Genomic DNA, 20,250 nt, shown 5'->3' on the forward strand with positions numbered 1-20,250 from the left:
TCCAATCGCTTTGGTCCTTGACTGTCCTCGTGCCGCTCGGCACCCGTGCTCCACCTCCCCGAAGTCCCTCGCACAAGGAGACACCGCATGTCCAAGCCCCGTCGCTGGGCGCTCCTCACCGGAGCTGCGATCGCCGTGAGCGCGCTGCTCGCCGGCTGTTCCGGAGGCGGCAACGCCTCGCAGGGATCGACCGACGAGATCGACTACGCGCTCCCCGCCAACTTCACGCCGAACTGGATCCTGCCGATCGGCACCGCCGCGCACCTCAACACGAACAACGGCTCCATCGCCCAGTCGCTGTACGAGCCGCTCGTCGCCTACGACGGCTCCACCGGCAAGATCGCGTGGAACAAGGCCGGCTCCGTCGCCACCGACGCGAAGTTCGCCGACGACGGCAAGAGCGTCACCGTGACGCTCGGCGACCGGCACTGGTCGGACGGCGAGGCGATCACGAGCCGCGACGTCGGGTTCTGGTTCCACCTGATCAAGGCGAACAAGGACCAGTGGGGCTCGTACTCCAAGGGCAAGGCACCGGACAACTGGACGTCGTTCAAGGCCGTCGACGACACGCACTTCACCATCACGTTCGACAAGGCCTACAACTCGGACTGGATGCTCGCCAACCAGCTGAGCCACATCATCCCGCTGCCCCAGCACGCCTGGGACAAGACCAGCGCGACCGCGAAGGTGACCGACGCCGACGAGACCACCGCCGGCGCGAAGCAGGTGTGGAAGTACCTCAACACCGCCGCCGGCAAGATCTCCGACTACGCCACCGACGACCTGTGGAAGACCATCTCCGGCCCGTACGGGGTCAAGACCTTCACCACGGCCGGCAAGGTCACCCTGACGGCGAACAAGAAGTACGACGGTGGTGAGAAGCCGTCGATCACCACGGTGAACCTGCTGCCCTTCACCACGGCCGACGCCGAGGTGAACGCCGTCCGCTCGGGCGAGGTCGACTACGGGTACATCAACGCCACCGACATGGACCAGAAGGCGTCCTTCACCGGGAAGGGCTACTCCGTGGAGCCCTGGACCGGCTGGGCCATCACGTACATGCCGTACAACTTCAACAACCCGACGATGGGCGCCGTCTTCAAGCAGCTGTACGCCCGTCAGGCCGTCCAGATGTCGATCGACCAGACGTCGCTGTCGAAGGTCGTCTTCAACGGCACCGCCACCTCGACCTACGGTCCGATCCCGCAGGCGCAGGAGTCCGACTACGTCTCCGACGTGCAGAAGTCGAACCCGTACCCGTTCAGCACCTCGAAGGCCAAGGACCTGCTGACCAGCCACGGCTGGGAGGAGCAGGGCGGCACGATGGTCTGCACCGACCCGGGCACGTCCGCCAGCCAGTGCGGCGAGGGTGTCAAGCAGGGCACGAAGTTCTCGATGCAGGTGCTGTCGCAGTCCGGTTCGACCGTGACCGACAACATGATGAGCGCGATCCAGTCCTCGCTCGCGAAGACCGGCATCGACTTCACCATCAAGACCGCCCCGGTGTCGAGCGTGCTGTCGCAGACCCCGACCTGCACCTCGGACGAGGCCAGCTGCGACTGGGACCTGTCGTTCTTCGGCACGGCGGGCAGCTGGTACTTCCCGGCCTACCCGACCGGTGAGTCGCTGTTCCAGACCGGCGGTTCGGCGAACTTCGGCAGCTACTCGAACAAGGAGGTCGACTCCCTGATCGACGCGACCACCACCTCGACCGACGCCACCGCCGTGCAGGACTACAGCGCCGCGGTCGCGAAGGACCTGCCGGTGATCTGGCTGCCGAGCCCCGACTACCAGATCTCGGTGGTCAAGAAGGGCCTGTCCGGCTTCGACCAGGACTCGCTCGCCAACTTCCACCCGGCCCAGTGGAAGTGGACCAAGTAGGAAACCGACCCTGGAGGCGCGGTGCGCGACCGACGCGCACCGCGCCTCCTCCCCGGCTCACGTCTCCAATCCGACCATCGGAAGCCGCATGACCACAGCTCTCTACCTCACCAGGCGCGTCCTGCAGGCGCTCGCGGTGATCCTCATCGTCACCGTCGTGGTGTTCTGCCTGCTGCACGCGCTGCCCGGCGGCCCCGCCCGCGGCGTGCTCGGCGTCTCCGCGACCCCCACGCAGATCGCCCAGTTCAACCAGGCGCAGGGGCTCGACCAGCCGCTGCCCGTGCAGTACCTGCGGTTCCTCGGTCGCCTGCTCACCGGCGACCTCGGCACCTCGTACACCCTCAACGAGCCGGTCTCGCAGCTCATCGCCGAGCGCCTGCCGAAGACCCTCGTGCTCACCGGCATCTCCGCGGTGCTCGGACTCGTCGTCGCGATCCCGGTCGGGATGCTCCAGGCGGCCCGCCGCAACGGTGCGGTCGACTACGCCGCCACCGCCCTGGCGTTCGTCTTCTACTCGACGCCGGCGTTCTTCCTCGGCCTCGTCCTGATCATCGTCTTCAGCCAGCAGCTGCCGTGGCTGCCGTCCCAGGCCCCGAGCGGCACCACCCTGGCCGAGGTGTTCCAGGACCCGGCCGGACTCGTGCTGCCCGTGGTGACCGGAGCCCTCGCGATGATCGCGGTGTTCAGTCGGTACATGCGCGCCTCGACGCTCGAGAACCTGCAGGAGGACTACGTCCGCACCGCCCGTGCCGGCGGCGCCTCGACCGCGACGATCCTGCGACGGCACGTGTTCCGGAACTCGCTGACCCCGGTCGTCGCGATGCTCGGGTACTACCTGCCGGTGCTGTTCGGCGGCGCGCTGGTGACCGAGCAGCTGTTCAACTACCCCGGCATGGGGCTGCTGTTCTGGAACGCCGCACAGTCCTCCGACTACCCGACGCTGCTCGGCTGCGTGCTCGTCATCTCCATCGCGACCGTCATCGGCACCCTGCTCGCCGACGTCGCACAGTCCCTCATCGATCCCAGAGTGAAGGCGAGCCGCGCATGACCGCCACGTCAGCCATCGATGCTGCGTCCACCCATGACGTGAAGGCGAGCCGCGTATGACCGCCGTCCAGATGGCCCCCGAAGCCCCGGGCGCCCCCGTCACCGTCGCGGCCACCGGGTTCCGGCTCGCCGCCCGCCGGTTCCGGAGCAACACCCTCGCCGTGATCGGCCTCGCCCTGATCGTCGTCATCGTGCTGTTCTGCTTCGTCGGCCCGTTCGTGTACCCGACCGACCAGACCCACACGCTGCTCGAGCAGGCCAACCAGGGCCCGAGCGCCGCGCACTGGCTCGGCACCGACGCCGTCGGCCACGACGTCCTCGGCCGCCTGATGTACGGCGGCAAGGTCTCCCTGATGGTGGGCATCGCCGCCGGGGTCCTGGCCACCGTCGTCGGCACCCTGTGGGGTTCCGTCGCCGGGTACGTCGGCGGCTGGATCGACGCCCTGATGATGCGCGTCGTCGACGCCGGCATCGCGATCCCGGCCCTGTTCATCCTGCTCGTCATCTCGGCGATCACGAACCCCGGTGTCGGCGGCCTCATCGTCATCCTCGGCCTGGTGTCCTGGCTCGTGCCGTCCCGCCTGATCCGCGCCGAGACCCTGACGCTCAAGAACCGCGACTACGTCCTGACCCTGCGCGCGATCGGTGGCTCGCACGCCCGCGCCATCGGCAAGCACCTGCTGCCGAACTCGGTGTCGACGATCGTCGTCGCGGCGACGTTCCAGGTCGCCGACGCGATCCTGCTGGTCGCCTACGTCTCGTACCTCGGGCTCGGTGTGCAGCCGCCCGCGACGGACTGGGGCGGCATGCTCTCGGCGGGACTCACCGCCGCCTACTCCGGACGCTGGTGGCTCATCGTGCCGCCGGGTCTGGCCGTGATCCTGGTCGTCTGCGCGTTCAACGCGGTGGGCGACGGACTGCGGGACGCCTTCGACGTGCGGGGCCGCTGATGACCAACGAACCGATCCTGCGGACGACCGACCTCGGCGTCTCCTTCAGCACCGAGTCCGGCACCGTCGACGCCGTGCGCGGGGTGTCCCTGTCGGTCGCCCCCGGCGAGACCCTCGCCCTGGTCGGCGAGTCCGGCTCCGGCAAGTCCACCGTCGCCCTCGCCGCGATGGGCCTGCTCTCCGGCAACGCGACGGCCTCGGGCAGCGCCGTCGTCGCCGGACACGAGGTCGTCGGCGCCCCCGAGCCCGAACTCCGGGCCCTGCGCGGCTCGACCGTCTCGATGGTCTTCCAGGAGCCCGCGACCGCCCTCGACCCGCTCACCCGCGTCGGTGCCCAGATCGCCGAGGTGATCCGGAACCACCGTGACGTCTCCGCGTCCGCCGCCGCGGCCGAGGCCGTCGACCTGCTGCGCCGGGTCGGCATCCCCGACCCCGAGTCGCGCACCCGGTCGTTCCCGTTCCAGCTGTCGGGTGGGCAGCGTCAGCGCGTGGTCATCGCGATGGCGATCGCGAACGCGCCGAAGCTGCTCATCGCGGACGAGCCGACCACCGCCCTCGACGTCACCGTGCAGGCCGAGATCCTCGAGCTCCTCCGTGCGCTCGCCGTCGAGACCGGCACCGGCGTGCTGCTCGTCACGCACAACATGGGGGTCGTCGCGGACTTCGCCGACCGGGTCGCGGTCATGCTCCAGGGCGAGATCGTCGAGACCGGTGGGGTCGAGGACGTCCTGCTCCGCCCCGAGCACGAGTACACCAAGCGGCTCCTCGCGGCGGTGCCGCGGCTCGACGTGGCGGGCGATCGTCCGTCGGCTCCCGTCACCGACGCGGAGACCGAGCCGGCCGGGAGGCCCGGTGCGGCCCCGGTGGTCGACCTGCGGGACGTCTCGGTGACGTTCGGGCGCGGGGCGCGCGCCGTCCACGCGCTCGCGGGCATCGACATCGCGGTGCACGCCGGTGAGACCGTCGGCCTGGTCGGCGAGTCCGGCTCCGGCAAGTCGACCGCGGCCCGGGTGGCGCTCGGGCTCGTCAAGCCGACGTCCGGCACGGTGTCGCTGTTCGGGCAGGACCTGCGGACCGCGAAGGGCCGTGACCGACGTGCACTCCGCTCCGGCATCGGCGTCGTGCTGCAGGACCCGGTGGCGTCCCTCGACGCCCGGATGTCGGTGGCCGAGTGCATCGCGGAGCCCCTCGCCGTGCACCGTCGCGGGATGTCCTCGGCCGATCGTCGTCGTCGCATCGACGAGGTGCTCGACGCCGTCCGGCTGCCGCGGACCCTGGCGTCCCGTGCCCCCCGAGAGCTCTCCGGCGGGCAGCGCCAGCGGGTCTCGCTCGCTCGGGCTCTGGTGCTCGAACCGCGGTTGCTCGTCGCCGACGAACCGACGTCGGCGCTCGACGTCAGCGTGCAGGAGACCGTGCTCGAGGTCCTCGGCGAGCTGCAGGACGACCTCGGCTTCGCGTGCCTGTTCGTCTCGCACGACCTGGCCGTCGTGCAGCACTTCGCCGAGCGCGTCGTCGTGATGCGCCAGGGCGTCGTCGAGGAGCAGGGCACCACCGGCACGACGCTGCTGCACCCCACCACCGACTACACCCGGCGTCTGCTCGCCGCGGTGCCGGTGCCCGACCCCGTGCTGCAACGGCAGCGTCGGACGGAGCGCCTCGCCTCACTCGCGGCGGTGACCGCGTGACCCGGGTCCTGGCCGGGGTCGACGTCGGCGGTACGAACACGAAGGTCGTCCTGACCACGCCCGACCTCGAGGTCATCGACCGCCTCGACCTGCCGACGCCCGCCCACGCGGGCGGGGCGGCGATCGTGACGGCCGCACTCGGGGCCGTGACGGGTCTGCTCGAGACGCACCGGGCCTCCTTGGCGGGTGTCGGGGTGGGCGCGGCCGGCGTCGTCGACCGGACCACGGGGACCGTCCTGGTCACCGGCAACTCGTTCACGGGATGGGCCGGGTACGGCGTGACCCGCGCGGTGACGGACGCCCTCGGCGTCCCCGCGACCCTGGACAACGACGTGAACGCGTTCCTGCTCGGCGAGATCGCCACCGGCGCGGTCGTGGGGGAGTCCGACGTGCTCGGGATGACCCTCGGCACCGGCGTCGGCGGCGCGCTCGTGCTCGACGGGCGGCTCTTCGCCGGCCCGCGCGGTGCCGCCGGCGAGATCGGCCACGTCCCCGGCTTCGGCGACGCCCGGTGCACCTGCGGGCAGACCGGGCACCTGGAGACCATCGCGGGCGCGCGCGGCATCGCCGACCGCTACGCCGAACGCTCCGGGCGGATGCTCTCGGCACGGGACGTCGCCGTCGCCGCACGCGGTGGGGACGCCGACGCGGCCGCCGTCTTCGCCACCGCGGGGTGGGGCCTGGCCCGTGCTGCACTGCTGACCGCGGGGATCCTCGACGTCACCACCGTCCTGATCGGCGGCGGGATCGCACGGTCCTGGGACCTGCTCGAACCGGCCATCACGGCGGCGATCGCCGCGGAACCGCCGGTCAGCGGGGCGACGATCCGGCTCGCGCAGTCGACGCTCGGGTCTGACGCCGTGGCACTCGGCGCCGCGGCGCAGGTGCGGGCGCGCGTCCTGGAGCCGGAGACCGCGTAGCGGGGGAGCGCCCGGTCAGGGCACCCAGACGACGATGCCGCGCAGGTCGTGGAGCACGGCGGCGAGTCCGGCGCGCAGGCCGCGGGCCGCGCGGTCCTCGGTGAAGGTCTCCGGGTCGTAGTGACTCGACGGCCCGAGGCCCTCGCCGCGGAACCCGCCGCCCGTCCAGTCCGCCGCCGTGACGTTCGACGTCGGCTCCGCGATCTCGGCACCGACGACCAGGAACTGCTGGTGGAGTGCGGTCGGCGAGACCGCCGCGAGCGGGTCGACCATGTGGTTGCCGACGGTGATGACCAGGTCGGGCTCGGCGTCGACGGCGCGCAGGACCGCGGCGATCCGGTCGTCGGGGCCCTTCGCCGAGACCGGGGTGACGGTGACGTCCTCGTCCGCGGCCCACGACTCGACGGCGTCGAGCAGGGTCCGGGTCGGAGCGTCGGCGGCGTCACCCGCGTCGGAGAGCAGCACGACGTCGTAGCCGGCGGGGGCGTGCACCCCGGACCACGAACCGGGCTCGGGGTGGATGGTTGCCTCGGGCGCCGGCGGCTGGTCGGGGTCGGAGAACCCGGTGCCCAGGACCCCGGCCGAGGCGTGCGCCGACGCGGTCGCCGTCGGGGCGGTGCCGGTACCGCCGGTGGCGCCGTCCGACGCCCCGGAGCAGCCGGCCAGCAGAGCGGTGCCGGCCGCGGCGAGGGCGACGGCGGTCAACAGGGAGGTCGTCCGGGTGGCGGGGCGGATCACGGCACCATGCAAGCACGCCCGACGGCCGCTCCGGGCCGGTCCGGGGACCTGTCCGACCGCCGTCCCGTTGCTGGTCACCGGTTGTTCACCTGCCGGTCGTCTGCGGGCCGGATCGTCTGCGCGTGCCCTCCGGAACCACCGCCGCGCTCCTGCGCGCCCGCCCTGCCCGCTCCCTCCCCCTGTTCGCGCTCGTCGCACGCATCGTCGCCGCGCTCGTGCTGCTCGGGGTGGTCGTGATCGGCGTGCTCGCGGGCGCGGCACCGGCGTCGGCGCACGGCTTCAGCTCGGTGGTCTACGCCGACGTCACGTCCACGAAGCCGACCGTCGTGCAGGCGAAGCTCGGGCTCGAGTACGACCTGATGCTCGTCTCGGTGGCCACGAGCGAGCACGACGACGCGCTGCACGAGCAGGGGCAGCAGGCCTGGGACAACGGGGACTTCCCCGGCATGGTCTCGGCTGCCGAAGCCCACACCGACGCGATCGGGAAGTACGTGTTCGACCGGTTCCGGGTGACCGGAGCCGGTGGGCAGGCCTGCACCGGCACGCTCGACGACACGGTCACCGTCGACCTGCAGGACGAGGTGCCGTACGCCCACGTGACCGCGGACTTCGCCTGTCCGGAACCGTCGGAGACGCAGTCCGGGCACGTGGTGTCGTCGGAGCTCTTCCCCGACGACGAGACCTTCGTGCGCGACACCAAGACGATCGTCACCTACGACGTCGACGACCGGACGGGTTCGGCCACCCTCGACGCCTCGCAGCGCACGTTCTCGACCGAGCAGTCGGCGGGTGCGCGCTTCTGGGAGTTCTTCCGCCTCGGCGCCGAGCACCTGCTCACCGGGATCGACCACATCCTGTTCCTCGTGGCGCTCATCGCCGGGTCGCGTCGCCTGCGCGAGGTCGTCTACACGGCGTCCGCGTTCACGATCGCCCACTCGATCACGTTCATCCTCGCCGCCCTCGGTGTGGTCAGCCCGCCCGCGATCGTCGTCGAGCCGCTCATCGCCCTGTCGATCGCCGCGGTCGCCGGCTGGTACCTGTGGCGGCTCTGGCGTCGTCGATCGCGGGCCGACGAACTGGTGGTCGGCGAGCACGGACACTTCTCGCTCGACCGCGCCGGCTGGACCCGCCTGGCCGTCGTCTTCGCCTTCGGGCTCATCCACGGGCTCGGGTTCGCCGGGGCCCTCGGCATCCACGAGGCGTTCTCGTGGCAGCTGCTGGTCTCGCTCCTCATCTTCAACGTCGGCATCGAGGCCGTGCAGCTCGCGATCATCGTCATCGTCTTCCCGCCGCTCTCGCTGCTGCGGCGGAAGGCGCACCGGGTGTCGCTCTGGGTGACGGGCGCCGTGACCGCCGGCGTGTTCGTGATGGGGATGATCTGGTTCGTCGAGCGGCTCGCGGCTGGCTGATGCTCGCCACCGAACTGCTGGCACGTCGCGTTCGTTCCTGAACAGCGACGAACTGTCACTCAGCGTTTACCAAGACGTTTTGCAGTGCATGCAGAGTCTTCCGTGCTGCACCATCCCACGTCTGAGAAACGGACCAACATGAGTCTCCTGTCCGGCGCCACTACCCGGCGCAGAACCACCACCCTCCGCGTCTGCGGGGCCGTCCTCGGGGCCGCGCTCATCGCCGGTGCCTCGATGGTCGGCACGAACGCCGCCACCGCTGCGACGAACACCCCCACCACCAACATCTCGACCGGTGGCCCGATCCACATCCTGCTCGGCGTCGGCGCGACCGAGAGCCAGCGCATCGCCTCGTGGTACTTCCCCACGAACGTCGCGCAGTCGCTCGAGATCCAGAAGACCGCGTCCATGACGGACGGCGTCTTCACGGACGCCAAGCAGACGGTCGCCGCCTCGGAGGCCGCGAACACCGCAGCCGACTCGAGCGCGACCGACTCGAACACCAAGAGCATCCCGGGCATCGCCGCCGAGTCGGGCTACATCAACGCCCACGCGACGATCTCGGCCCTCGAGCCGAACACCTCGTACACATACCACGTCGGTGCGGCGGACGGCTCGGCCTGGTCCGCGTCGTACACCTTCACCACGAAGAGCTTCTCCGGCGACTTCGACTTCCTGTTCTTCGGTGACCCGCAGATCGGTTCGTCCGGCTTCACCGACGACGACGGCGCCGGCTGGGCGGACACGCTCAAGTACGCCACGTCGACCGAGCCGGACGCCGAGCTCCTGGTCTCCGGTGGTGACCAGGTCGAGCACGCCAACAACGAGTACGAGTGGGGCGCGTTCGCGGACAGCAGCGACGTGCTGAAGCGTTACCCGTGGGCCTCGACCATCGGCAACCACGACGTGGGCGGCAAGGCCTACGAGCAGCACAACCAGGTGCCGAACTCCCTCAAGGTGCCGGACTTCTACCCGGGAGGCAACACCACCGCGAACTCGGGTGGCGACTACTGGTACATGTACAAGGGCGTCCTGTTCATCGACATCAACTCGAACGCCTACGCGGCCGGTTCGGACGCTGCCCACGTGAACTACGTGCGCGACGTCATCAACCGCTACGGCGACGACGCGAAGTGGACGACGCTGGTCTACCACCACTCGATCTACTCGCCGGCCGACCACGCAAACGACCGTGACAACCAGCAGCGCCGGTTCGACTTCACGCGTTCGTTCTCGGACATGGGTGTCGACCTCGTCCTGCAGGGCCACGACCACTCCTACTCGCGCAGCTACGCGATCAAGAACGGCAAGAAGGCCAACGTCAACGAGCAGCCCGCTGCTCCCGAGGTCTTCTCCGGCCCCGGCGGCGTCATCTACATGACGGCGAACTCGGCCTCCGGTTCGAAGTACTACGACCTCACCACCCCGGACGCCACCCAGGGCTACGGCGCGGACCCGCTCGACCCCAAGGGTGAGCGTCACTTCGCCAACTCGGTCGAGAACCAGGAGCACGTCCGCACCTTCGTGAAGGTCTCGGTCACCGACGACAAGCTCGCCGTCGAGAACATCCGCGCCAGCGACTGCACCACGCTCAACTCGGCGGTGCAGCACGGCAAGGTGGACAGCTGCGGTGTGACCCTCCAGCCGACGGCCACGGCCGACCCGGCTGCGATCGGTTCGACGGTCGACAAGTTCAACCTGCACGCCACGCTGCCGACGACGACCACCACGCTCACCGCGTCGGCCGCCGAGCAGACCTACGGCACCGCCAAGCCGGCCACGGTCACCGCGACCATCGCCGGTGGCATCGGTACCCAGCAGGGCACGGTGACGTTCAAGGACGGCAGCAAGGTCCTCGGCACCGCCCCGGTCAAGGACGGCGCGGCCAGCATGACGCTGCCGAAGACGCTCGCCATCGGCAAGCACGCGGTCACGGCCTCGTTCGTCAACGCGGACCCGGTCTACTCGGGAACGAACTCGAAGACGGCGAAGGCCATGACGGTCACCGTCGAGAAGGCCCCGTCCCGCACCGCCATCAAGTACAGCGGTGGCAAGGCGACCGTCCAGGTGAAGGCCACCGGCTTCAGCGTCGACGGCACCGCCCGGATCTACCAGGGCTCGAAGCGCCTCGCCACCGTCACGGTGGAGAACGGCGTGGTCACGTCGAAGCTCCCGCTGAAGAAGGGCACGCACAACCTGCACGCCGTCTTCGCCGGGACCTCGGAGCTCAGCACGAGCACCAGCCCGACCATCAAGGTCGTCATCAAGTAGCACCCGGCACCAGCAAGGGCCCCGCGATCCCGATCGCGGGGCCCTTCGCCGTGTGTCCGGGGGGTGGGCGACCGGTCCTACCCGGGACCGGCGCCGCACCGGCTGACGGGAGACCCGAACTCCCTACCCGTCCGCTGGTGAGAGCGGCCGGTCAACCTGTGGTGAGCATGCGCTCACAGGCCGGGATCGCCTAGGCAGCCAGGCCAACTGCCAGGCTTTGGGCGAATGTTCAGACATTCCTAGGTAATCACTGTGGAGAAGCGCATACTTCGAGCCACCGAGAATGCGCGCTCGTCGCCGACGTCACCCCGCCTCTCCTTGCAGGAAGCGGTCGGACCGTGCAGGCTCGCCATCTCAGACGCAGTTCCCTCCTGGTCGTGTCGGCGGCTGCCGTCGCCGCGCTGGTCACCCTCGGGACCGGTGGCGGAGCATCCGCCGCGACGGTCATCGACGGTCCGGTCAACCTCGGCACCGCATCGACCTACGGTGTCCTCGGCGCGAGCGCGGTCACGAACACCGGCCCCTCCGTGATCAACGGCGACCTCGGGTTGTCGCCGGGCACGTCCATCACCGGCTTCGGCGGCGCACCGAACGGCGTCGTCAACGGCACCACGCACCAGACCGACGCCGCGGCCGCACAGGCCCAGCGCGACACCACCACCGCGTACAACGTCGCCGCGTCGCTCTCCCCGACCCAGACCGGTCTCACCGAGCTGAACGGCCTCTCGCTCTCACCCGGCGTGTACTCCGGCGGCGCCCTCGCCCTGGCGAACAACGGTGCGCTGACCCTCGCCGGCAGCGCGAACTCCGTCTGGGTGTTCCAGGCCGCGTCGACCCTGACCATCGGGTCCGCCAGCCAGATCGTGATCACCGGCGGCGCCAGCTCGTGCAACGTGTTCTGGCAGGTCGGCAGCTCCGCCACCGTCGGCACCGGCGCCCAGTTCCAGGGCACCGTCCTGGCGCAGCAGTCCGTGACCGCCACCACCGGCGCGACCGTGCAGGGCCGACTGCTGGCCCGCACCGGCGCGGTCACCCTCGACACGAACACGATCACGGCCTCCAACGGCTGCCCCGCACCGGGCACGCCGTCCGAGTCGCCCACCATCACCTCGGGCACCCCGTCCGACGGCACCGTGGACGTGCCCTACTCGTCCACCGTCACCGCGACCGGCACCCCGAACCCGACCTTCACCGCCACGGGCCTGCCCGACGGCCTGACGATCGACAGCACCACCGGCGTCATCTCCGGCACCCCGACCACCCCGGGCACCTCGACCGTGACGATCACCGCCTCGAACGGCACCAGCCCGGACGACACCCAGACGGTCACCATCACGGTCCGCGCCCCGGCACCGGTGCCCACCGCGACACCCACCCCGACGGCACCCGCAGTGGTGCCCACCGCCACCCCGAGCGGCCCCGCAGGCGCCGGCGGCGGCGGTGGCGGCGGAACCGACCAGCCCACCGGTGAGCTCGCGTTCACCGGCTCGGACCCGACCGTCCCGCTGAGCATCGCCGCCGCACTGCTCGCCGCGGGTGCAACGCTCATGGTCCTGCTGCGTCGTCGTCGCCGCACCGTCGGCCGCATCTGATCGACCCGCACGATCGACGGCCCCGCGACCCTGGTCGCGGGGCCGTCTGCGTGCCGTCGGGCACCCGGTGGTCGCACCCGTGAGGACCCTCAGGGACTGAGCCGTCACCTCATCCTCCAGGACGATCCGCGGTGAGCAGCGCGCTCCCTACTGTTGGCGACGGAGCGTGCGGTGGCGCATGCCCGTCGCACCAGGGGAGATCCGACGTGAACCGTTCGCCGAGACGCCGTTCCACCATCGCGCTGCAGATCGCGTGTTCGACACTCATCGCCGGGGCGCTCGCCGTCTCCGGCACGATCGCGGCGTTGCCGGCCACGGCCGCGCCGGGCGACGGGTCCACCGCCGCGACGGGGACGACCACGATCACGACCCCGGGCACGCCCGTCGCGCAGGGTGACGACTGGACGGTCACGCCGACCGACGGCGGGTACACCGTCGTCCTGACCCTCGCCGACCCCCTGCCGCTCCGTGCGGCGGCCCCCGTCCTGCTCGTGGACGGCACCGACATCGGCGTCGCGCAGACGAGCCTCGACCAGCGGCAGCTGACGGTCACCACGACCGACCCCGCGGTCGCCGATGCCCGCAGCGTCGAGCTCGGCTGGACGGGCGAGACCGACCTGCAGGGCAACCGGCAGGCCGCCACCGCGCCGCAGACGGTCGCGCCGAGCGAAGCCCCTGCGCCCCTGACCGACGACCCGGCGGCCGCGGGCCAGTACGCGGTCACCCGGGCCGACTACGACCTGGGCAACGAAGCCGAGACGATCAAGGGCTTCGGGCGCAAGGGCGAGATGCGTGCCGCGGTCTTCGTGCCGAAGGACGCCCCGGGCAAGCGTCCGGTCGTGGTGTTCCTGCACGGCCGCCACGAGGCCTGCTACGGCGGCACGTACAACCCGAAGGCGTGGCCGTGTGGGAAGGGACAGACCGACATCCCGAGCTACCTCGGCTACAACGCAGCAGCGACCGCGCTGGCGAGCCACGGCAACGTCGTCGTGTCGATCTCCGCGAACGCGATCAACGCCCTCGACGGCAGCTACTCGGACGACGGCGGAGCGGTGGCCCGCGGGCAGCTCGTCCTCGACCACCTCAGCCTGCTGCAGCGCGCGGACGCCGGACAGGAGCCCCGGCTCTCGCCGCTGCTCACCGGCAAGCTCGACCTGCAGGACGTCGGCCTCATGGGCCACTCGCGCGGCGGTGACGGCGTGGTCCGCGCGGCCCTGCTCAACACGCAGCGCACGAACCCCTTCGGCATCCGTGCCGTCCTGCCCCTGGCGCCGACCGACTTCGGGCGCATGACCCTGCCGGACACGAACACGGCGGTCGTCCTGCCGTACTGCGACGGCGACGTGTCCGACCTGCAGGGACAGCACTTCTACGACGACTCCCGCACCGCCTTCGGGGACGACGTGCTGCGCTCCTCGGTGCTGGTGATGGGTGCGAACCACAACTTCTTCAACACGACGTGGACGCCCGGCAAGTACGCGAAGGCGTCGTCGGACGACTGGTACGACGAGTCCGACGCGGTCTGCGGGGCGAAGGCGAAGCACACCACGCGGCTGTCGTCCGACCAGCAGTACGCCATCGGCACGAGCCTGATCAGCGGCTTCTTCCGCCTGACGCTCGACGGTGAGCAGCAGTTCCTGCCGATGTTCGACGGCACCAACCGCCAGCCCGCCGCCCTGGGCACGGCCGACATCCGGGTGAGCGCCTCCCAGCCCGGCGCGAGCCGGCGTGACCTCGCCCTGTTCGACACCGCGAACCCGGCGATCACCACGACCGGGGCCCTGACGGCGAAGACCTGCGCGAGCACCGACAACCTGCCCGCGAAGCAGATCCTGCCGGCGTGCGTCTCGATCTCGTCCAACGCCCCGGACTACACCCCGGCCTACCTGGCGTCGTCGGTGCCGGCCACCCCCGCCCTGCACGTCTCACCCACCAAGGCGGCGACCGGCGGACAGGTGCACGTCCCGGTGGCTCCGGCGACCGGTGACTTCACGGGGTTCCAGGCGCTGTCGCTCCGCCTCACCCCGGACGACACCGCGACGACGAACGCGAACGTCTCGATCACCCTCCGCGACGCGACCGGTGCCGTGGCGACCCGCCGCCTGTCCGACACCAGCCGTGCCGGACAGCTGCTCCCCGGTACCCGGATGGCCCCGCGCAAGACGATCCTGCAGCAGGCGCGCATCCCCCTCGACACGTTCACCGGCATCGACCTGACGTCGGTGCGCGAGGTGACGATCGACGTCCCGCAGAAGAACAGCGGGGTCCTGCTGAGCGACCTGTCGCTCGTGCCCGCTGCGACCCTCGGCACCCCGGTGGTCACGAAGCGTCCTGCCGCACGCATCGCGGACCGGTTCGTCGACGAGGGCCGCACGCGCACGGTGGTGCGGGCAGCGGTCGTGCTCTCCCGACCGGCCGAGCAGGCCACCACCGTGTACTTCGACCTCGACCAGGCGTACGACGGGCGCATCCGCCCGGCGGTGCAGCCCGTCACGTTCCAGCCCGGTGAGGTCTGCCGCACGGTCGCGGTCTCGGTGAACGGTGACCGCACCCCGTCGTTCTCGCGGACGTCGGACTACGCGATGACCCTCAGCAACACCCAGGGCGGTTCGGTGATCGGTGACTCGGTCGGCACGATGCGCATCCGCGAGGACGACGGCGTGCGCAGCGTGAACGGACGGCCGACCGCGTCCGCTCCGGCGGTCGGGACCCCGGGTGACGCGTGTGCCGAGGCGCAGGCGTCCAGCACGGCCATCGCCGTGACGCCGACGAGCAGCCGGAAGGGTGCCAAGGTCGCGATCTCGGCGACGGGGTTCCGTGCCGGCGAGTCGGTCACCGTCAGCATCGACGGCGGTCGGGCCACCCGCACGACTGCCAACGCCGCCGGCAAGGTCCGCCTGAAGATCACGAAGACCGTGGCGGCGCTGGCGCCGGGCACGCACGTGGTGCACGCCCGTGGCTACGGCTCGGACCAGCGGGCCCGGGGCACCTTCACGACGACGAAGTAGTCGTGCGCGGTCCGGAGCGTCCCGAGCGAACCCTCAGGACGCTCCGGCCCCGATGAGGTCGGCGAGCGGGACGTCGTCGCGCGCCACGGCGGCGGCGACCTGGCTCAGCGAGCGCTGGTGGGCGCGGGCGTAGCGACGGATCATGCCGAAGGCCTGCTCGACGTCGACCCCGGCCGCACGTGCGAGGTACCCCTTGGCCTGCTCGATGGCGACCCGGCTGTCGAGCGCACGCTGGAGCTGCTCCGCGGTGAGGGTCGCGTGCTCGAGGGTCCGTTGCTGCAACAGGCTGATGGTCGCGACGTCGGCGAGGGCCTGCGCGGCTCGGGCATCGGCTCCGTTCAGCGCCCCCTCGGTCTCGCGGAACAGGTTCAGCGACCCGACGGTGGTGTCCCGCAGCCGGAGCGGGATGGCGTGGACCCCCGCGTACCCGCGCGCCCGCGAGGCCTCGGCGAACCGCGGCCAGTGCTGCCGCAGGTCGTCGGCGTTCTCCGACGTCACCAACCGGCCGGTGGTCACGGCGGTGATGCAGGGCCCCTCGCCGGCGTTGAGCTGGAGCAGACCGATGAAGCTGCTGCGCTCGCTCGTCGAGGCGACGACCCGCAGCTCGTCGTGCTTGTCGAGCAGGTGGATGGCACCCGCGGCGGCGTCGAACAGCTCGACGGCCCGGTCGACCAGCGTCTGCAGGACGTCGACCACGTCGTAGTCCGCCACCAGGCTGTCGGTGAGGGTCACGAACGTCTCGACCAGTCGTGCTTCGCGTACCTCGGTCATGTGGGGAACGGTCCTTCCGTCGAGCAGGCGGGACAACCGTAGCCGAGCAGCGGACACGCGGACCTGTGGCTTGCACCGAGGAGCGCGGCGGCTCTAGCGTTGGACCAGCAGCCCCAGACCCCGGCCGCCGGAACGATCCTCCATTCCGATGACGACCAGGGAATCCATGACCACGCAGCACGCCGGTACCAGCCCGCAGCGGGAGACCAGCTCGAAACCCCTCACCGGCGGCTACCGGAAGACCGGCTCCCCGGCCGGGCCGCGCACCGGCGGCACCTCGTCGTACTCCGCGCTGCTGGCGCAGGTGAAGGAAGCCGGGCTGCTCGAGCGCCGTCGGGGGTTCTACTGGGCGCTGTTCTCCGCGCTCGTCGTGGCGACGGCCGCGTGCTGGGTCGCGTTCGCGTTCCTGGGTGACTCGTGGTTCCAGCTGATCGTGGCCGGTGCGCTGGGCGTGCTGTTCACGCAGTTCGCGTTCCTGTCGCACGAGGCCGCGCACCGTCAGGTGTTCGCGTCCCAGAAGTGGAACGACCGTGCTGGCCGCTGGGTCGGGACGTTCCTCGTTGGGCTCAGCTACTCGTGGTGGATGAACAAGCACACCCGCCACCACGGCAACCCGAACACCGTCGGGAAGGACCCGGACATCGCGCCGGACGTGATCCGGTTCCTGCCGGAGGACGCCGCCGCCGTCAAGAACGGGCCGCTCCGGGTGTTCGTGCAGTACCAGGGCTGGTTGTTCTTCCCGTTGCTCACGCTCGAGGGCATCAACCTGCACCGGGCTGCGGTCATGTCGGTGCTCCGCGGGACGGGTGGGCGCAGTGACGTCCGGGGGCGGGTCCTCGAGGGCGCCCTGCTGGTGGCGCGTTTCGCGATCTACCTGACGGTGGTGTTCTGGTTCCTGCCGTTCGGGATGGCGTGTGCGTTCCTCGGGGTGCAGCTGGCCGTGTTCGGCGTGATGATGGGTGCCTCGTTCGCCCCGAACCACAAGGGCATGCCGACCATCGCCCACGACGCGAAGGTCGACTTCTTCTCCCGCCAGGTGCGCACCTCGCGCAACATCCGTGGCGGCTGGTGGGTGTCGTTCCTGATGGGTGGCCTGAACTACCAGGTCGAGCACCACCTGTTCCCGTCGATGCCGCGTCCGGCGCTGAAGCAGGCTCGCCTGCTCGTCCGTGACCACTGCGACACCCTCGACGTGCCGTACACCGAGACCACGCTGCTGCGCTCCTACGGGATCGTCGTCCGGTACCTCAACCGCGTCGGCCTCGGCGCCCGCGACCCCTTCGTCTGCCCGATGGTGTCCGAGCTCCGGATCCACTGACTGCCGCCCCGTGCCGAACCTCCCGGACGAACCGCAGCAGCTCCGAGCGGCGGTGGTCGTGAACCCGACCAAGATCGACCAGGCCCGCCTCCGAGCGGTGCTCGGCGCCGAGGAGCGCGCGCACGGATGGGCCGAGTCGCTCTGGTTCGAGACGAGCGCTGACGACGACGGACGGGCGGCTGCCCGGGCTGCGCGCGACGCCCACCCGAGCGTCGTCCTCGTCGCCGGTGGTGACGGCACGCTCCGGGTCGTCGCCGCGGAACTCCGCGGCACCGGGATCCCGGTGGCGCTCCTCCCCAGCGGCACCGGCAACCTGTTCGCGCGGAACCTCGGTCTGCCCCTCGGCGACCTGGTGCGGTCCGTCCGTGCGGGCTTCAGCGGGACGGACCGCCCGATCGACGTCGGGCTGGCCGACCTGACCGACCCGGCGGGCACCACGACGTCGCACGCGTTCCTGGTGATGACCGGCATCGGGCTCGATGCGAGCATGGCCGCGGACACGAACGCGTGGGTGAAGAAGCGGTTCGGATGGGTGGCCTACTCGGATCCCATCGCCCGGTCCGTGATCGGCAACCGGCAGATCCCCGTGCACTACGGGATCGACGACGGCCCGCTCCGCAGCATGAGCGCACACACGATCATCGTCGGGAACTGCGGCACCCTGACCGCGGGCATCCTGCTGCTCCCCGCGGCGCGACCGGACGACGGCATCCTCGACGCCGTGGCGTTCCGGCCGGCCGGGTGGTTCGGCTGGACCAAGGTCGGGTACGCCCTGACGCTCAACCGCTTCTTCGCGCGCACCCGGTTCGGGCGACTCCTCGCTCGCGTGTTGCCGACCTCACGCGCACTCCGGTACACCCGGGCACGGACGCTGCGGCTGACCGTCGACACCCCGGAGCTGGTGCAGCTCGACGGCGACGCGTTCGGCGAGGTGGTCGCGGTGACGCTCACCACCGACCACCACGGCCTGGTGCTGCGGACGGAGCCGGACGGGCCGCGGACCCGACGGGCCTAGCCGGTGCTGCCGAGGTCGGCGCCCCGGTGCACGACGTCCTCCGCCATGGCCCGGATCCCGCGGCCCGCACCGGCAGCAGCACGTCGCAGGATCTGGAACGCCTCGTCCATCCGGATGCCCCGTCGGTACGCGAGTGCGCCCTTGGCCTGTTCGAGGAGCTCCCGGGCCTCGAGCGCGTCCTCGACCTGTTCCTCGATCGTGGTCGACACCCCGCGGTCGCGCTGTCGGACCAGGGCAGCCGAAGCCGCGTCGGCGAGCAGCTGGAGCAGCACGACGTCCTGGTCGCTGTGCCCGCGGGTGTGGTCGGCGAAGACGCACAGGGAGCCGATGGTCCGGTCCCGCAGACGGATCGGCTCGGCGAACGTGCCCTGCAGCCCGCGTTCGCGCATCGTCGCCGCGAACGTCGGCCACTCCGACTCGTGCGTCGACACGTCGGGCACGTCGATCGTCTCGCCGGTCCGGTAGCAGTCGAGGCACGAGCCCTCGTTCGTCCCGAGCTGCGCTTCTTCGGCCTCACTGCTGCGCTCGCTCGTCGAGGCGATGACCTGCAACGCACCGGACCGGTCCGCGAGCACGACCCCCGCCTCCGTCGCCGAGGTCCCCTCCACGCACGCCGCGATGACACGGTCCATGGCGTCGAGCACCTCGAGGTCAGGGTCCAGGGCCGGAGTCAACCGATCCGGCAGGTTGATCGCGTCACTGGTCGTCATGCTTCGACGCTACGACCAGACCGATGGCGCACGGCTCAGCCAGTTCGCGTACCGGATCACGGCGTTCGGGTCCGCAAGCAGCCGCGTCCGTCGAAGTGCGGACTGGTGCGACCCCTGGACAGGGGGTCAGGATGACGCATCAGTTGCACAGAGCAACTGGCAGGTGCTTCACCGACAGAGGAGTCGTCATGAAGAAGTCCATCGCAGCCGCGTTCGCCGCGGTCGCCGTCATCACCGCCGGCGTGTTCGCCGCTTCGCCCGCGTCCGCGCTGCCCGTCAGCACGAAGGTCGTCGGCGGCGAGAAGGCCCCCACCACCTCGTGGGCGGTGCAGCTCGAAGCCTCCGGCGGCTCCATCCCCTCCGGCTACGTCAGCAACTGCACCGGCGAGCAGCTCAACGCCTCGTGGATCCTCACCGCCCGGCACTGCATCGACGGCATCGGTGCGATGAACGTCTACCACTCCAACTCCACCGTCAACCGCGGTACGGCCGTCGCCGTCGACCGCGTCAGCGCCTCGCCGGCGGGTGACATCGCGCTCGTGCACCTGCGGACCGCCTACTCGCTGTCCACCTACGCACCCCTCGACCTCACCGCGACCGCCAAGTCGAGCGGCACCGGCACCATCCAGGGCTACGGCCTGCGTGCCAACGCGACCCAGTCCGACGGCCTGTACCAGGCCACCGTCTCGCTCACCGGCGCGAGCACCGACGCCTTCAGCGGTCGTGCCCAGCACCTCACCGGCGTGACCGGCGCATCGAACCACGGCGACTCGGGCGGCCCGCTGCTCGTCAACGGCAAGGTCGTCGCCGTCTGCTCCACCGGCGACAGCGCCGACCCCGGCGCGAACACCAAGGCCGGCTCGAACTACGCCCTGCTGTCGCAGGCCTCGTCCTGGATCCGGACCACGGCCGGCGTCTGAACCACCTGACGGACT

15 protein-coding genes are annotated in these 20,250 nt (G+C 70.9%); 12 read left to right on the plus strand and 3 right to left on the minus strand.

Annotation, left to right across the window (positions count from 1 at the left end):
* Positions 1–87: 87 nt before the first annotated feature.
* The 5 genes from DEJ11_RS01280 (at position 88) to DEJ11_RS01300 (ending at position 6,483) form a co-directional block, all read left to right on the plus strand.
* Complete coding sequence (locus DEJ11_RS01280; protein ID WP_111103340.1) at positions 88–1,881, plus strand: peptide ABC transporter substrate-binding protein; 1,794 nt, start codon at positions 88–90, stop codon at positions 1,879–1,881.
* Positions 1,882–1,969: 88 nt separating this feature from the next.
* On the plus strand, positions 1,970–2,929 hold the full coding sequence (locus DEJ11_RS01285; RefSeq protein WP_027467218.1) for an ABC transporter permease: 960 nt from the start codon (positions 1,970–1,972) through the stop codon (positions 2,927–2,929).
* Between the two features lie 55 nt (positions 2,930–2,984).
* Positions 2,985–3,878 carry an ABC transporter permease gene (locus tag DEJ11_RS01290; RefSeq protein ID WP_111039709.1) on the plus strand — a complete coding sequence of 298 codons (894 nt, stop codon included), beginning with the start codon at positions 2,985–2,987 and terminating at the stop codon, positions 3,876–3,878.
* Entirely contained in the window at positions 3,878–5,563 is a 1,686-nt protein-coding gene (locus DEJ11_RS01295; RefSeq protein WP_111054782.1) for a dipeptide ABC transporter ATP-binding protein, read from the plus strand. Before DEJ11_RS01290 ends, DEJ11_RS01295 begins: the two co-directional genes overlap by 1 nt.
* Complete coding sequence (locus DEJ11_RS01300) at positions 5,560–6,483, plus strand: ROK family protein (RefSeq protein WP_027467215.1); 924 nt, start codon at positions 5,560–5,562, stop codon at positions 6,481–6,483. Before DEJ11_RS01295 ends, DEJ11_RS01300 begins: the two co-directional genes overlap by 4 nt.
* A 15-nt stretch (positions 6,484–6,498) precedes the next feature.
* Here the strand turns inward: DEJ11_RS01300 and DEJ11_RS01305 are convergent, their stop codons facing one another.
* The gene (locus DEJ11_RS01305; RefSeq protein WP_111054783.1) at positions 6,499–7,221 is read right to left on the minus strand and encodes a type 1 periplasmic-binding domain-containing protein; all 723 of its coding nucleotides are present in this window, start codon (positions 7,219–7,221) and stop codon (positions 6,499–6,501) included.
* A gap of 122 nt (positions 7,222–7,343) precedes the next feature.
* On the opposite strand from DEJ11_RS01305, the gene DEJ11_RS01310 reads away from it, so the two are divergent.
* The 4 genes from DEJ11_RS01310 (at position 7,344) to DEJ11_RS01325 (ending at position 15,501) form a co-directional block, all read left to right on the plus strand.
* Positions 7,344–8,630: a HupE/UreJ family protein gene (locus DEJ11_RS01310; protein ID WP_111054784.1), complete on the plus strand. Its 1,287-nt coding sequence runs from the start codon at positions 7,344–7,346 to the stop codon at positions 8,628–8,630.
* A 138-nt stretch (positions 8,631–8,768) separates the two neighbouring features.
* Positions 8,769–10,901, plus strand: a complete 2,133-nt coding sequence (locus tag DEJ11_RS01315; protein WP_111028678.1) for an Ig-like domain repeat protein — start codon at positions 8,769–8,771, stop codon at positions 10,899–10,901.
* A gap of 377 nt (positions 10,902–11,278) precedes the next feature.
* On the plus strand, positions 11,279–12,493 hold the full coding sequence (locus tag DEJ11_RS01320) for an ice-binding family protein (protein ID WP_239001383.1): 1,215 nt from the start codon (positions 11,279–11,281) through the stop codon (positions 12,491–12,493).
* A gap of 206 nt (positions 12,494–12,699) precedes the next feature.
* On the plus strand, positions 12,700–15,501 hold the full coding sequence (locus tag DEJ11_RS01325; RefSeq protein ID WP_111103341.1) for an alpha/beta hydrolase: 2,802 nt from the start codon (positions 12,700–12,702) through the stop codon (positions 15,499–15,501).
* Positions 15,502–15,534: 33 nt separating this feature from the next.
* Here the strand turns inward: DEJ11_RS01325 and DEJ11_RS01330 are convergent, their stop codons facing one another.
* Positions 15,535–16,272: a GAF and ANTAR domain-containing protein gene (locus DEJ11_RS01330; protein WP_111054787.1), complete on the minus strand. Its 738-nt coding sequence runs from the start codon at positions 16,270–16,272 to the stop codon at positions 15,535–15,537.
* A 166-nt stretch (positions 16,273–16,438) separates the two neighbouring features.
* Here DEJ11_RS01330 and DEJ11_RS01335 point away from each other — a divergent pair, with 166 nt between their 5' ends.
* Positions 16,439–17,590 carry a fatty acid desaturase family protein gene (locus DEJ11_RS01335; protein ID WP_111054788.1) on the plus strand — a complete coding sequence of 384 codons (1,152 nt, stop codon included), beginning with the start codon at positions 16,439–16,441 and terminating at the stop codon, positions 17,588–17,590.
* Between the two features lie 10 nt (positions 17,591–17,600).
* Entirely contained in the window at positions 17,601–18,605 is a 1,005-nt protein-coding gene (locus tag DEJ11_RS01340) for a diacylglycerol/lipid kinase family protein (RefSeq protein ID WP_111054789.1), read from the plus strand.
* Here DEJ11_RS01340 and DEJ11_RS01345 read toward each other — a convergent pair.
* Positions 18,602–19,315, minus strand: a complete 714-nt coding sequence (locus DEJ11_RS01345; RefSeq protein WP_111047968.1) for a GAF and ANTAR domain-containing protein — start codon at positions 19,313–19,315, stop codon at positions 18,602–18,604. The genes DEJ11_RS01340 and DEJ11_RS01345 overlap by 4 nt on opposite strands.
* A 188-nt stretch (positions 19,316–19,503) precedes the next feature.
* Between DEJ11_RS01345 and DEJ11_RS01350 the strand changes: the two genes are divergently transcribed.
* Positions 19,504–20,235 (plus strand): S1 family peptidase, encoded by a 732-nt coding sequence (locus DEJ11_RS01350; RefSeq protein WP_084740785.1) that lies wholly within the window; start codon positions 19,504–19,506, stop codon positions 20,233–20,235.
* Positions 20,236–20,250: the final 15 nt, after the last annotated feature.

Source organism: Curtobacterium sp. MCLR17_058 (assembly GCF_003234705.2).
GTDB lineage: Bacteria > Actinomycetota > Actinomycetes > Actinomycetales > Microbacteriaceae > Curtobacterium > Curtobacterium flaccumfaciens.